We start from the raw sequence: 12,545 nt of genomic DNA on the forward strand, positions 1-12,545 counted from the left end.
TAATTCCGGCACTGTCTTCTCCATGTGCCTCACCTTATCAGATTTTTTGGGTTTTTGCTACCCCCGTGAACTTCTACCATAATTTTAAGGGTTGAAACATTTAATTTCCCCGTGGGGCGAAAGAATTTGATGAATTAGCGATCCGCCAGTGTTCTGCCAGCGATCCGCCAGTCCGCCAGGGGTTGAAACCCCTGTCTCATAGCTAAAGTCGGTTGAAACCGACTGAAGAAGTAATTGAATCATTGATGATATTTTGAGCTTATAGGTAACAGTAAGCGCCAAGGTTGAAACCGACTGAAGCAGTAATTTAATCATTCATTCTTGCAGTCCTCTTCAGAGGACTTTAGCTTTGAGGCAGGGGTTTAAACCCCTGGCGGACTATGGGTTTTACCCTCACTTATCAAGAACTCTTATTAACAACAATCCGCCGAGTCATTCCCATCCCCATCGGAGTTTTCCTCCCCACCCCGCAGTAAACAGCAAAATCAGCCAAAGCATTAATTTGCTTAATCACTAAAGGCTCGACATCTCCCAAAATCCGATAACTAACCTCCCCAACCATGCCGACAAAATCGCTTTGATAGTTAGTCAATATTTCACTTTTGATGTTGACAAATGTCGAAAAAAGTGCATCGAATGACTGATCGGGAATTGCGATCGGGCTGTACTTATTCCACCGACTGAGGAGACTGTTAAAAACGCAGTCTCTAGTAGGAATCACGGAATCAAATTTTCCCTGTCGAAAGGTAGTAGGAGTGGCAAAACTGAAGGCAATTAAGCGATTAGTTTCCGAAGCGCGATCGTACAATTGAGAGTAATCGCAAGCATTAGCCCAAGGCTGATCTACTTGCGGCGTTCCGAGAATCTTAGTAATCATCAAATCGGCGGGCCCCAGATGCCACGGCTTCGAGGGATTGAGATTCAGCCAAAGATTAGTTAATTGGCCGAATAAAGTGTCATCAAGCAGAGTAATCCGCCACCAACAGAGGGTATGTTCTGGAATAGATTGTGAGTGTTCCCATTGCAGGGAATGGTGTTTTTTGAAAGGGCATTTTTTAGTTTGTAAAGGGCTGAGAGTGAAGGATTTTTGGGCGGCGGCTTCGTGGAGGCGATCGCCGAGTTTTTTGTCAACGGAGCTCACGAGGGTGAGAAAGAGGGCGTGCAGGTGTCTTCCGGTGAGGTATCCGGGGGGAATTGGGGCCAGGGGGAGGATGTTGAGGACTAGGCTGTGCGGCATATTTGGTTAATGGTTGGTGGTGTTGATTAGGGTGCGATCGCTTTTAAGTCGTCTCCTCTAATGCCTTGGTGTATGTAATAATTACTGATTTTTTCTGACCCGTGTTGCCATACTGATATAATAATTTTTCATCAAACCCCTTTGTTTTCAGCTTGATGAAAACTCCCGGCAGTTCTACAAAACCTAGTTCTGGGTTATAGGAATATTCGGGATTGGCATCTGGCATAAATGCACCATCATTGGTTTGATTTATTTTGATGACAATTTCTTTTTGATAGGCAAAGCCCCAGCGTAAACCGCGCATTTCCCAGGATGTATTTTCTTGGTCATAGTAGCGTTCGCAAACATGAGTATTGGCATACTGATTGATATTGTCTTTTTTGATGGTTAAACGGTCAATTGGCACTGTCACTTGAGGCATATTTTCAATTTTGTCGCCATGAGTTCCATCGTCATAAACTAATGTTGCGGATGGTGTCCAACTCCGAGTAACAACTAGCCCTTTTTCGTGAGCGGGTTGACAAGTTAAGTCAGCACTGTAAACATAGTCATGGAGCATCGAGAAGAGTTCGACTACTCGGTAGTCATCAACTTGTTGCGATCGCGTGATATGTTCGGCAATTTTATGGCTGTCAAAGCTTTCTAATTGCTGAAGAGTTTCTTGATAGTCTTGCCATTCAGCTTCCTCCAAAGTTTGAGCATAAAAAGGGATACGACTGCCCTCAATTTTACCGAGAACAATTACCTTAGCATCAGGAAAATTCCCTTTCCGATTACAGCGCCCTGCTCTTTGAATTAAGTTTTCAGGTGGGCAAATTTCGGAAATAAGAACCTCACTATTCAAGTCACATCCAACTTCAATTGCGCTGGTGGTAATGAGAATATAAGGTTGAGCCTTATCATCTCGTTGTTTGAGTTGGGTATAGACCTCTTGCCTGACTCGATGGTCTAGACGACCGTGGTAAAGGTATAGTTGTTTATATTCTGTATTTTCAGTCAGTTTCAACTTATCTGAAAGTTGCCCATAAATAGCAACGGCATCTCTAACAGTTTGAACCACGGTAATAATTTTGCAATTCGATTTAGATTGCCATTCTTTAGTTACCGTTTCACAAATCCGTTTTTGAAAAGGTTCAGGATTTTCAGAGTTGCGCTCGATGTCGTTAATCCATTCAAAACTTCTTCGATTGAGATAAGGCTGTTGTAAATGTTGTTTCTGGAAATTAATCAACTGTTCAGCTTTGACCGAATCATCGGCAGTACCGATATAATCGATCGTTTCTAAATAATCAAAGCGATAGATGTATTCCTGTGGCATTGTAGCAGTCATTAAAACGAGCGATCGTCCAGCTTCATAAAGTGACTTTACTAAACTTTGAAAATTGGTAAATGCTATCTCATCGTAACTGTGAGCCTCATCAAAACAGATGATAGTTTTTTCATCGCCTGTTTTGTCCCGGTGAATCCTCAAGGGAAATACAAAAGACTTTTGCTTGTCCCCAAAGGCAAAATAGCGGTAGAGAAATTTGTCCAATGTGGTTAAAATGACATCTGCCTTGTACAGATGCCGTCTGGGATTGTAAGTTCTCGGTTTAGGTTCCTCTTTTCCATTGCGATAAACCCAGCGTTGCATTTGAGAACCCGTATCGATGACTAAAGAGATTTCACGGTCGGGATTCAGCTCAGAAAAACGTTTTAAATACTTTTCTATTCGCTGTTTTTGGTCTTCTATTAAACTCCTAGCAGGTAGTGGCAAAATTAAACGACTATTTTTTGATAATGCCGGAAATAAAATCGCTTCAAACTTTCCAGAACCCGTAGGAGATTTGAGCAAAAAAGCTGGGTTGTCTGTCTGTTCAATTACCTCAAAAATCATTTTTTGCATAGGGTTAGGTGCAAATCCAGCTAACTGCTGATACCAAAACTCACAATCTCGATTTTGAAACTGCTTGTTTGACAAGTAAGGTTTGAGCGTAACTTTTCGAGGTTCTGCTTTTTCTGGCTGACCTTGCTGCTTTTGCCACCATTGTTTAGCAATTGCGTCTAACTTTTTCCCTAAGTCAACATCTCGATTTTCTGTGCGACATTTTTTCAAATCAGCCTTGTCATCCTCAGAAAGACAAAACAACCAATAGTCAAAAGTTAATTCAATTTGGTCTGGCGAAAAAATCCAAGGGTCAACTCGATAAACATTTTGCTCGGAATCATCCTTAGCAATGGTATAATCCATGAAAGTGCGCGACTCGGCTTGCTCGTCATCTCCAATTACCCGACAAGCTAACTCAGCTTCAATTTGATCGCACATTTCTAAAATGTAAAGTTCTCGTGCATAAGCTAAGGGATCTTTAGCAAGAATGCTCTGGTGCTCTGGATATTTATTTAACACATAAGCATCACGGCTAATATCTTTTACTGAAAAATCGTGATGTCCTTGAGCAAGTTTTTCCACCCAGAGATTATCCTTGCATTCGGCTAGAAATCGATGCCCTCTAAATGAGTAGATGTATTTTTTAAACTTTTGTTCGGAGTCAGTCTCAACTTGGAGAGCGAATTTCTGGGGTTTACCAATATCGTGAAGGTTGGCTGCTTTTATTACTCGCTTGAATGAGGATTCGTAAGGGTCAGGAAAATCACTAGGTTGCCATTTTTTTACCAGTTTTCCTACATTGCTAACATGATTGCCCAGAGGCTGAAAACGGATTTCATTGGGAATAGCCGGATTGGGATTGGGTTCACTAGGAAAAAAGACACGACCAAAATTATAGGGAGGCTGACGTTCTGACTTAGCCATAAACTTAATCTCTTAGCAGGTTGATAAGGGAAACGGGGATATAAATTTCTCCGTCGGTGTAGCAATCAAGAGTAGGTGGAGAGTTAAAAGCTTGCGGGTAGTAAGCGGCAACAAAAGGAATAAATCCATCTACAAGAGTGCGATTTTGGTCTAAAAATCCATCTGTTTCTGAATCAATTTCAGAACCAGCAGACCAGTTGTAACGGTACAAGTTGTAAATATCGCAACCTCCAACAAACTGAGAACTCTGTAACATTGCTTCCATCGGGACAATTGTTGATGGATAAGCTGTAACTGTTTCGCGCTTTAACTCAATGGGTGTAAAAACTTCTGTGACAACTGCAAAGCCTTCTTTACCCAGTTTGCAGCCGTAGGTTTCTACGTCTTGGAAATGTTCTAAACCTTGTAAAGATTCGCTGACGACATAACCCGTTAGTTCTTCAACAATTAAATATTCCCAAGTGTGGAGTTGAAAGTTAGCTTTGTCTTTTTCCACATACAATCGGGAAAATACATCGTGATTAAATTCTCGCATTCCTTTGCGGTAGGTTTTATGCACACCTCGCCAACTGTTTAAGCTAGGATAAGCTCCTAGCGCTACATAATGACGGGGTAAAGCATAAAACGGCGGGTCATCTTTGTTGATTCGAGTTTCAGGAATTTCTAACCCGACACTGAGCATTCCTAACCTTCGCAAGAAACCTGATAGAGTTGTCGGCGGGACAAAAGGATAGGTGGCAATATTGAGAATTGACCCTGGCAGAATGCGAAATGTCATTGCTGCCGTAGGTGTGATGGTGAGTTTTATGCAGTACATAGATCACGCCTGTAAAACAGTTTCAACGAAGTTCGCGGCGTATTCTTGTAATTTCTCTAATGCTGCATTTCCAATCCAGCGATCGAAGTAAGTTGCTTGGATGCGATCGGTGTTATCTTCTGGAGTTCTGGCTAGTTGAATAAATTTATAGATTGCCTCTCCGGGATGAGTTTCTGAAGGGGAGATAATTGGACGTTTGCCTCTGGGAGAAAGATAGCGATCTAAGACTAATAATGGCATAGAAACATCAAAATTAATTTCTTCACCATTAGCCCGAATAATTTTCTCCCCATTTTCAGCGATCGCAATTCCCTTGGGATTTCCTGAACCAATGCGTGGTAAGGAATCCAGAAAAGCATAGGCAACAGAGGAAAAATCTTTATCAGTAACACTCAACGCATGGTTAGACACTGGATAGAGGATACCGGGCTGATTGTACTGACGCTTAAATGGTATCGGCGTTTCATCTTTTTGATTTACTAGACGTGCCGGGTGCATTGCCCGTTGCTTCTCTACTGGGTAAATATCTTGAACAGCAACACCGCCACCGTGAGTAACGCGACCAATTAAAGTGCTTTTTCCTGGGTCAAGAGCACCATAGGGAGCGCAAATAGGACAGTCAGGTTTAGCACAAGTTTTGGGAATGCCACACTGTTGTTTATCTCCTAGCAGTTCCCCACTTTTCACAGGTGCCCAAAGCAAGCAACGTCGCTCAACACCTCGCCGTTTCGTTGGAGAGATATAACATTTTTCGATGGATTTCCCATCCTTAGTAGTGAGCTTAACTATTTCCACCAAGTTGACATTGACTTGTACTTCATGCCCAAAATAAAGCTCCTGCGAACCTTCAAGAATGGCATAAATATCAAAGTGCATACGAGGGTTCTTTTCATCTGTTCTGGGTAATCCACTGGTTACTTTGGATTCCTTAGCCGTCTCAGAACCATTTTCAGTTTGATCATTAGTTGTTTGAAATTTTTTAGCAGCCATGATTAGTTTTTATCCGTGGTAGATTTTACTTTGCGAACCAATTCAGGAAAACGAGTGTAGAGAGAAAGTTTTAAGTTATAAGTTAACTCATTCCACTCTCGGTCTTGACTGTAGCCATTTTCAGCAAAGTAGGTATAAGCTCTCATCACATCATCAGCGTAGAGCGTTAGCCACATTTGCTGTTTTTCTGCATCTTTTTCTTCTCTGTTGGTAATTTTTAATTCTTCCAACAAATTCTTTGTTTGTTCATAAACAAAGTAGTTTTCAGGGTTGCAATAAAGTCTTGCTTGGACATTTGTTTTTTTCTCATCCCCAAGGGTGGCGTAGTAGCAAAAAGCAACGGCATCATCCACTTTTTCAATGATTTTACTTACTTCTCTTTCTGCATCTTCTGTTTTCATTGCCTTTTTAGCTGTACTTTCTAAAGATTGAGCAAAGGCATAGGTTAATCCAGTCAAAGCAGTGACATCCTTGTATAATTTGGCTCGTTTAGCCATTTGGTTTGATGACCCCATATTTACTCCTTGTAATTTCAAGTCTTCTTGAATGATTTGCCAGTAGAGTTGGCGGACTTTCTCAAGTTGCAAAGAGTTGACTTTAGCAGCAGCCTTCGTCACATCGTATTCAGCAAGAAAGGGTAAATCTCCCTCTATATAGCGAACAGCATCGCCTAGAGTCATATTAATTTCCTTGCCAGTAATTACAATTGATTGGTTGTAGCCGTCGATCAATCCCTTTATGAAAACTAGATATCTGCTGGCTAAGTGTTTTGGCTGACTTCCCTGAATAATTAGCGAGAATTTAAAATCAGCTAAAACCTCAAGGGCAAAAATTGAAGCTACTTTTGCTAGTGCATATTGAACTTGACCGAGTTTCTGGGATGCTAAATCACCCCCACCAGTTCGATCTGAGGCTAGGACTAAATATCGACCTGCACTTAAATGTAACTCTTTATTGGTTAACATTCTAATGTAGTCTTTAACTCTGAGTTTGGCAGGTTCACTTTGATTGAGCGGTTCAAGTTTCAAAATGATGCTTTCATCAGTAATTTTTAAGGGTGAAGCAAATGCTAAAGCTGAACAGGAAGCACAAATATAAGGTCGATCTTCGCTTGATGACGATTGACGACGCTGGGAAGGTCGCTCAAACATAAATCTGGCTACTTTCCATTTAGCATTTTCAAGAGTAACGCCGCAGGAATAGCAAAAATCTTTCCCGTCATCTCCAGCCAATCGGACTTCTTTGATACTTGGCTGTTCGCTCAGCAATGGTTCAGGGAATGGAGCGCTTGGCGGATTTTCCAAAAGGCGATACATCTCTAGAATACACTGAGTAAAAATATCTCCACGAGTTGCATTGATCTGGTCTGTAGCAGTTTTAGTGAAACTTTTAGAAATGTTAACAATGTTTTTGAACCGAGCGGGGTTTTGTTGGCGATCGCACTGAATAAACTTAAATGGTTCACCATCTGACTCTGCGAGCAATCGCATTTTTTGCTGGACCGACTCTTGAGTAAAAATAATTTGAGGAACTAGCTTGTCTTGCTGTTTGTCTAACTTATTCCTCTGTGCTTTCGTTAACCCTGAGTCCGCCAATTCACTTTTAATTTGATTTAGCTCTTGCCCTATAGACTGTTGCTCCTGCAGGACTTTACCAAAGGACTTTTGAAAAGCTTCGTTGTACTTTTTCGCTTCTTTTAACTGCATCTCCTCCTTTTCTAGCAACTTTTTTTCTGAAGATTTGCGGTCTTTATCAGTTGTCTCAGGATTATCTATTTCTGTTTTGAGAGCCTTCATTTGCTTCTGACGCTCTGTTTGACGCTTTTCTACCTCCCTAACAACTGCCAAATACCAAGCGGCTAAAACATTAGATTGCTCTTGTGTCAAAATCGGAATTTCCAAGGTACTGAAACCGCGTCCGGCTAGAGTGACACTATTGAGCATGACAATGAATGTTTGTACTAATCCTGGTAAATTGCGCTTGGTATCGCCATAAGTTGAGAAAGCAATATTTTCGATAAACTCTCGCCAATATTGACTAAAGTCGGCTGCTGCTTTTCGATGGGGAATAAAAACCTGTACGTGATAGTCACTTTCATGGAGTACCGCTATTTGATATTGTTTCTGCAAATACTCTAAAAATCTATCTATGGCGCTTTCAATAGATAATCTTGCCTGTAACTCTCCTGGTAACGGCGATTTGTACAAAATTTGAGTTTTGCCAATATCTTGATTTTGATAGATAACGCGATCGCCTGTGAAAGTTAGTTTTGGTAGCTGAGTTTTTTCTTGACTGCGCCTGAGTCTGAGTTCTCTAACTAGACTAGAGTCGCTGAAAGAATGTGCGATCGCTACCGCCTCTGACTGATTTGCTAATTTAGTAATTACTTCTGACCTTTGACGGTCAGAAATAACTTTAGCAGCTAAGGCACTTAAAAGAATGCTGATGTCAGAGTTAGTAATCTCATCCATAGCGTCTTCATTTGAGACTTTTTGAGGCTGTTCATCCAAATCATCAAACAAAGAGAGTTGCTTCCAATTCACAGTCATTTACCTCCGGTAGCTGAATATTAGGAGTAGTAGATACTACCCCCAATATCTGAGAAAGTTTATTTAAGAAGCGCTCGCTTTCGGACTCGTCACCAACCGATATTCGTGGTGCTGTCCTTCTATCCGCCGCTTATCAAACTTGTAACCCCGCTTCTTCAAAACGTGCTGCGTTGCGGAAAACCGATGACTGATTTTTGCCACCAGTTCCTCTGTTGAGTGCCACTGGCCATCGGACATCAGTTGCAGTAGGCGATCAGTAAGACTTTCTTTCATGGCAGGCTGCCTTAAGCGGTCAGGCTTTCTTAAGTACAATAAGTAGAGTATTGCAGACTATTATGAATAATGCAAGTATATTACACAGATGTCTAGGAAAAAAGAAACACTTACACTGTCAGTTCCGCCGGGAACCAAGGAGCAGCTAGAGGAGCTAGCTCGCCGCTTGAACATTTTCTGGGGCAAAAGTCCCAGTCCTTCGGGGTTGATCGTCGCGATCGCCCAACAAACCCCGGAAGTCCGCAAACTCTTTACCCTGAACCCGACTCAGGTGGAAGCGCTACTGCAAGCCACTAAAATCCTGACAGATTCAGGTCACGCCGGACAAGCTCAAACCCTTTTAAGTCTGGTGTTAGACCAAGGAGAGCTTGAAGCGCCGATGCGCCAATCGCTTTGGCAATTAGCTAATCAGCCTAGCGTGGCATGGCGAACTCAAGTCGATCGACACATCAATAACCAGCAACCTTTCCACCTGCTCTACCTGAACGCTCAAGACGAGGAACTAGAGTTTACAGTGCGCTACGCAGAGATTTCCTTTGAAGAAAAGCGCTTTTACTTGGAAATCTGGTGCGAAGAGACTAACGATCTCAAAAATCCCGACTATCCCGAACTTGTTCACAATCGGTGTTTGCGGTTTGATCGCATCAAGGCTATTGAGCCAATGGACGGACAGTGGCGCGAGGAAGGCTTAGATTTTTTAAAAGTGTACTTACACTTTTATCGTGGCATGGTAAAAGCTTACGAACCCAGGCAAAAAGATATCAGTGAGGAAGATCAAGTCATCGGAGATGTCCGCCAAGTCGTGCGGCGCGTCTCTAATCCCTTTTGGCTGATTCGGGAGGTATTCCGTTACGGCGAAGATTGCGTCATTGTGTCTCCAGACAGTGTGCGCGATCGATTCCAACAAAAACTGATCGCCCTCTGCCGCCAGTACAACCTGGAAATCCGCGATTAAATCAAAAAAAAAGCAGCCGGTAAAGGCTGCTTTGACAAAAAAACCGTTGTTGAGTTAGAGGAGAAAACTTTTAAATCGAATTCAAATTACCGCTGTTTCCACTCCTGCCTGAGTTTCCACTATTTTCATCTACCGCTGACTCACCCTGCCTTCAGAACAAAACTTCAAATCCCGATTAGAATGCTGCTGAAAGTTCGTTGACTACTTTCACCCGGCCTCTGAGCACCGCCCGCAGCAAGCGGTTGACACAGCCTCTGTCTTCGTCATTCAGAGAGTCGTCGAAGGTGGCGGCCATCAAACCGTAGCGATCCGCCAGAGTCAAAACGCCTGTATCGGTTACAGAAGCGAGGATTTCAGAGATAGCGCCGGGGAGGAGTTGTACGGGGTGCATGGCAGTGCGGTTGAATTCGATATATTTATCATCTTCTGGTTTCCTCAAAAGATCGGTGATATTAATGAGGCCGCGAATGTGATTCTCTAGGGTGAAAGCAAGTGATCCGAGTAGGGTAAAGTTGTGACTTGGGTCACAGGGGCACAGGTTGCCGCAGGCAATTCCATCCCGCGCCGATTTTTGGGTAGGACGTGGGGCTGAAGGCATTTCGCTAAAATGATCGTTAATCCCCCAACCAGTTTAATTTTTACCCCAGTACCGAAAATGCTTGATTTTCTCAATCCCATCTTGGGCCGCAAGCCCGATCGCATCAAAGCCAATGTGGAAATCTATACTTGGCAAACCTGTCCCTACTGCATCCGCGCCAAAACTTTGCTGTGGTGGAAAGGCGTAAATTTCACGGAATACAAAATTGATGGCGACGAAGCGGCTAGAAAAGCAATGGCCGATCGCGCTAACGGACGCCGCAGCGTGCCCCAAATTTTCATTAATAAGCAACACGTAGGCGGCTGCGATGACATTCACAAACTCGATGCAGATGGAGAGTTAGATGCGCTGCTAGCTCAACCAGCAGTTTAAATTAGTGTAGGTTGGGTTTCGTTCCACCTGCTCAACCTACAAATTTACAAATCTTTGGCAAATTTACTTAGATTATCTTGCCGCCATTTAGCATCGGCGCGCCTCTCTGTTGGCAATTCTAAGACGCGAATCCCGCTACTTGGCAAAAAACTTAATTTTTGTTTGAACTGTTCCCAATCGTCTATTATCTCGTGTTCCACGCCATAAGTTGCAAACAACTGAGCAAAGTTAATCTGCTGCGGCGTGGCAAAAAACTCTTCAAAGGGCGGGTCAAATTTCGCAACGGGTAACATTTCAAAAATTCCGCCACCGTTATTATTAATTAATATGATTGTCAGATGACCGACAAATTTATTTTTAATTAAAAAACCGTTCGTATCGTGCAAAAGTGTTAAATCGCCTGTTAGCATGATGCTGCTTTGATTGCGGTGAGCAACTCCCAAAGCTGTTGATAATGTGCCGTCTATGCCGTTAGCTCCGCGATTGAAAAACGGCTTTATTTCTAAGTTGTTCGGCTTCCAGAAAAACTCTACATCTCTGACGGGCATACTGTTGGCAATAAATATCGGTGTTGCAGGTGGCAAAATCTGGGAAAGCAGCCAGGAAACTTTGGGCTCGATTATGTTGTTAATTGCTGATATTTTTTTGTCTATTGTTTGTCTGACTTGGATTTCGGTGTTGCGCCAAAGTTGGAGGTATTCGTTTGATGGAGAGGTTTGAACCCCCCCTAGCCCCCCCTTGCTAAGGGGGGGGACAAGAGTTGATTCGTCCTTGTTTAGGGGGGGGATTTGAGGGGAAATAGCAGTGGTAGCAGGGGCTCGCTCCCCCCCTAACCCCCCCTTAATAAGGGGGGGGACAAGAGTTAATATAGTTGCGAGATTAGTTGCGAGATTTTCAGGGGAGGTTCGCAGGTGAATTGTTTTGCCGTGTAAGGGATCGAAATTGTGGTGGCTGGGGTCGATTATGTAGCGTTTGGGTTGGGTTTTATCTAGCCAGTTTCGGAGTTCTTTGCTTGTGGGTAAGTCTCCGATTTGAATGGCGATTTCTGGGGTTAATTTATCTGCTAGTTCGCGGTTTCGCAGGATTAAATCGTAGGTGGAAATTAGATGGGGGTTTAGTTGGGCGTAGTTTCTGACTGGGGATAGTCCTTCTGCTAAAACTGGCCAGTTTAAAGATTTGGAAATTTTGCCGATCGCACTACAGTATTTTTCGGCAAATTGAGGCTGTGCAACGCCTGCAATAATAATCCCTTTGCTGCACTTTTGCCACTGTTGCATGGTACTTTCTTCTCCCCCCCTTAACAAGGGGGGGCTGGGGGGGGTAGAGCTTTCTCTCGCGAAAATGGGTTCTAATCCTGCAAAGAAATCTTCGGGATTAAATTCTGTTTCTAAAGCTTCTACAGCTACGTCTGGAACGGGTACAAGCGGGTCGCGAAACGGGATGTTGAGGTGGACGGGGCCCGGAGTTGGAAATTGCGAGCGCTCCCAAGCATACACGATCGTCTGGCGGAGATAGTCTAGCATTCCTCTGGACGCAGAAGGTATCGCTAATTCGCCTTGCCAGTTGGGATAATTGCCGTAGATTTTCACTTGGTCGATCGCTTGTCCGGCGTGACAGTCCCGCAGTTCTGGAGGGCGATCGGCGGTGAATATTAGCAGCGGAATTCGACTTTCTCTGGCTTCTATGATAGCAGGATAAAAGTTGGCTGCCGCGGTTCCCGATGTGCAAATTAGTGCGGTTGGCAAATAGGATTTTTTGGCAATTCCTAATGCAAAAAAGCTGGCTGAACGTTCGTCGAGTATGGGAATAGTTTCTATTTTTTTGTTTTGAGCAAAGGCTATTGTTAGCGGTGCCGATCGCGAACCGGGACAAATCACGGCGGTAGTTAATCCCAACCGCTGCAAAGTTTCTGCTAATACGGAAGACCAGAGGGTGTTTGTGTTGCGAAAGTCAAGCATTTGGT

Annotated in this window: 11 protein-coding genes; 2 read left to right on the forward strand and 9 right to left on the reverse strand. The window is 43.3% G+C overall.

Features of this window, described 5'->3' with window-relative positions:
- Window positions 1-84 precede the first annotated feature (84 nt).
- The 7 genes from QUA90_RS14375 to QUA90_RS14405 form a co-directional block, all read right to left on the reverse strand.
- Window positions 85-315 (reverse strand): hypothetical protein, encoded by a 231-nt coding sequence (locus QUA90_RS14375; protein ID WP_333446160.1) that lies wholly within the window; start codon window positions 313-315, stop codon window positions 85-87.
- 85 nt (window positions 316-400) lie between these two features.
- Entirely contained in the window at window positions 401-1,237 is an 837-nt protein-coding gene (gene cas6, locus QUA90_RS14380) for a CRISPR-associated endoribonuclease Cas6 (protein WP_333446161.1), read from the reverse strand.
- 43 nt (window positions 1,238-1,280) lie between these two features.
- Window positions 1,281-4,028: a CRISPR-associated helicase Cas3' gene (gene cas3, locus QUA90_RS14385; RefSeq protein ID WP_333446164.1), complete on the reverse strand. Its 2,748-nt coding sequence runs from the start codon at window positions 4,026-4,028 to the stop codon at window positions 1,281-1,283.
- Between the two features lie 4 nt (window positions 4,029-4,032).
- The gene (locus QUA90_RS14390) at window positions 4,033-4,845 is read right to left on the reverse strand and encodes a hypothetical protein (protein ID WP_333388887.1); all 813 of its coding nucleotides are present in this window, start codon (window positions 4,843-4,845) and stop codon (window positions 4,033-4,035) included.
- A gap of 3 nt (window positions 4,846-4,848) precedes the next feature.
- Window positions 4,849-5,835 carry a hypothetical protein gene (locus QUA90_RS14395; protein ID WP_333388886.1) on the reverse strand — a complete coding sequence of 329 codons (987 nt, stop codon included), beginning with the start codon at window positions 5,833-5,835 and terminating at the stop codon, window positions 4,849-4,851.
- Between the two features lie 2 nt (window positions 5,836-5,837).
- Window positions 5,838-8,384 carry a hypothetical protein gene (locus QUA90_RS14400; protein ID WP_333388885.1) on the reverse strand — a complete coding sequence of 849 codons (2,547 nt, stop codon included), beginning with the start codon at window positions 8,382-8,384 and terminating at the stop codon, window positions 5,838-5,840.
- Window positions 8,385-8,447: 63 nt separating this feature from the next.
- A complete protein-coding gene (locus QUA90_RS14405; RefSeq protein WP_333228775.1) occupies window positions 8,448-8,657 on the reverse strand; it encodes a hypothetical protein in 210 nt (69 codons plus the stop codon).
- Window positions 8,658-8,745: 88 nt separating this feature from the next.
- On the opposite strand from QUA90_RS14405, the gene QUA90_RS14410 reads away from it, so the two are divergent.
- Window positions 8,746-9,612 (forward strand): WYL domain-containing protein, encoded by an 867-nt coding sequence (locus QUA90_RS14410; protein ID WP_333388884.1) that lies wholly within the window; start codon window positions 8,746-8,748, stop codon window positions 9,610-9,612.
- Between the two features lie 175 nt (window positions 9,613-9,787).
- On the opposite strand, the gene QUA90_RS14415 is transcribed toward QUA90_RS14410, so the two are convergent.
- Complete coding sequence (locus QUA90_RS14415) at window positions 9,788-10,003, reverse strand: hypothetical protein (protein ID WP_190731630.1); 216 nt, start codon at window positions 10,001-10,003, stop codon at window positions 9,788-9,790.
- A gap of 264 nt (window positions 10,004-10,267) precedes the next feature.
- On the opposite strand from QUA90_RS14415, the gene grxC reads away from it, so the two are divergent.
- Window positions 10,268-10,582: a glutaredoxin 3 gene (gene grxC, locus QUA90_RS14420; RefSeq protein WP_333075604.1), complete on the forward strand. Its 315-nt coding sequence runs from the start codon at window positions 10,268-10,270 to the stop codon at window positions 10,580-10,582.
- Window positions 10,583-10,626: 44 nt separating this feature from the next.
- On the opposite strand, the gene menD is transcribed toward grxC, so the two are convergent.
- Window positions 10,627-12,540, reverse strand: coding sequence for a 2-succinyl-5-enolpyruvyl-6-hydroxy-3-cyclohexene-1-carboxylic-acid synthase (gene menD, locus QUA90_RS14425; protein WP_333446166.1), 1,914 nt, complete (start codon window positions 12,538-12,540; stop codon window positions 10,627-10,629).
- Between the last annotated feature and the right edge of the window lie 5 nt (window positions 12,541-12,545).

The sequence above is a fragment of the Microcoleus sp. D3_18_C4 genome, assembly GCF_036702355.1.
Taxonomy (GTDB): Bacteria; Cyanobacteriota; Cyanobacteriia; order Cyanobacteriales; family Microcoleaceae; genus Microcoleus.

Excerpts from the sequence above, each read along its gene's own strand:
- QUA90_RS14375 (WP_333446160.1), bottom strand. The coding sequence starts at position 315 with ATGATTAAATTACTGCTTCAGTCGGTTTCAACCTTGGCGCTTACTGTT.
- cas6 (WP_333446161.1), bottom strand. The coding sequence starts at position 1,237 with ATGCCGCACAGCCTAGTCCTCAACATCCTCCCCCTGGCCCCAATTCCC.
- cas3 (WP_333446164.1), bottom strand. The coding sequence starts at position 4,028 with ATGGCTAAGTCAGAACGTCAGCCTCCCTATAATTTTGGTCGTGTCTTT.
- QUA90_RS14390 (WP_333388887.1), bottom strand. The coding sequence starts at position 4,845 with ATGTACTGCATAAAACTCACCATCACACCTACGGCAGCAATGACATTT.
- QUA90_RS14395 (WP_333388886.1), bottom strand. The coding sequence starts at position 5,835 with ATGGCTGCTAAAAAATTTCAAACAACTAATGATCAAACTGAAAATGGT.
- QUA90_RS14400 (WP_333388885.1), bottom strand. The coding sequence starts at position 8,384 with ATGACTGTGAATTGGAAGCAACTCTCTTTGTTTGATGATTTGGATGAA.
- QUA90_RS14405 (WP_333228775.1), bottom strand. The coding sequence starts at position 8,657 with ATGAAAGAAAGTCTTACTGATCGCCTACTGCAACTGATGTCCGATGGC.
- QUA90_RS14410 (WP_333388884.1), top strand. The coding sequence starts at position 8,746 with ATGTCTAGGAAAAAAGAAACACTTACACTGTCAGTTCCGCCGGGAACC.
- QUA90_RS14415 (WP_190731630.1), bottom strand. The coding sequence starts at position 10,003 with ATGCACCCCGTACAACTCCTCCCCGGCGCTATCTCTGAAATCCTCGCT.
- grxC (WP_333075604.1), top strand. The coding sequence starts at position 10,268 with ATGCTTGATTTTCTCAATCCCATCTTGGGCCGCAAGCCCGATCGCATC.
- menD (WP_333446166.1), bottom strand. The coding sequence starts at position 12,540 with ATGCTTGACTTTCGCAACACAAACACCCTCTGGTCTTCCGTATTAGCA.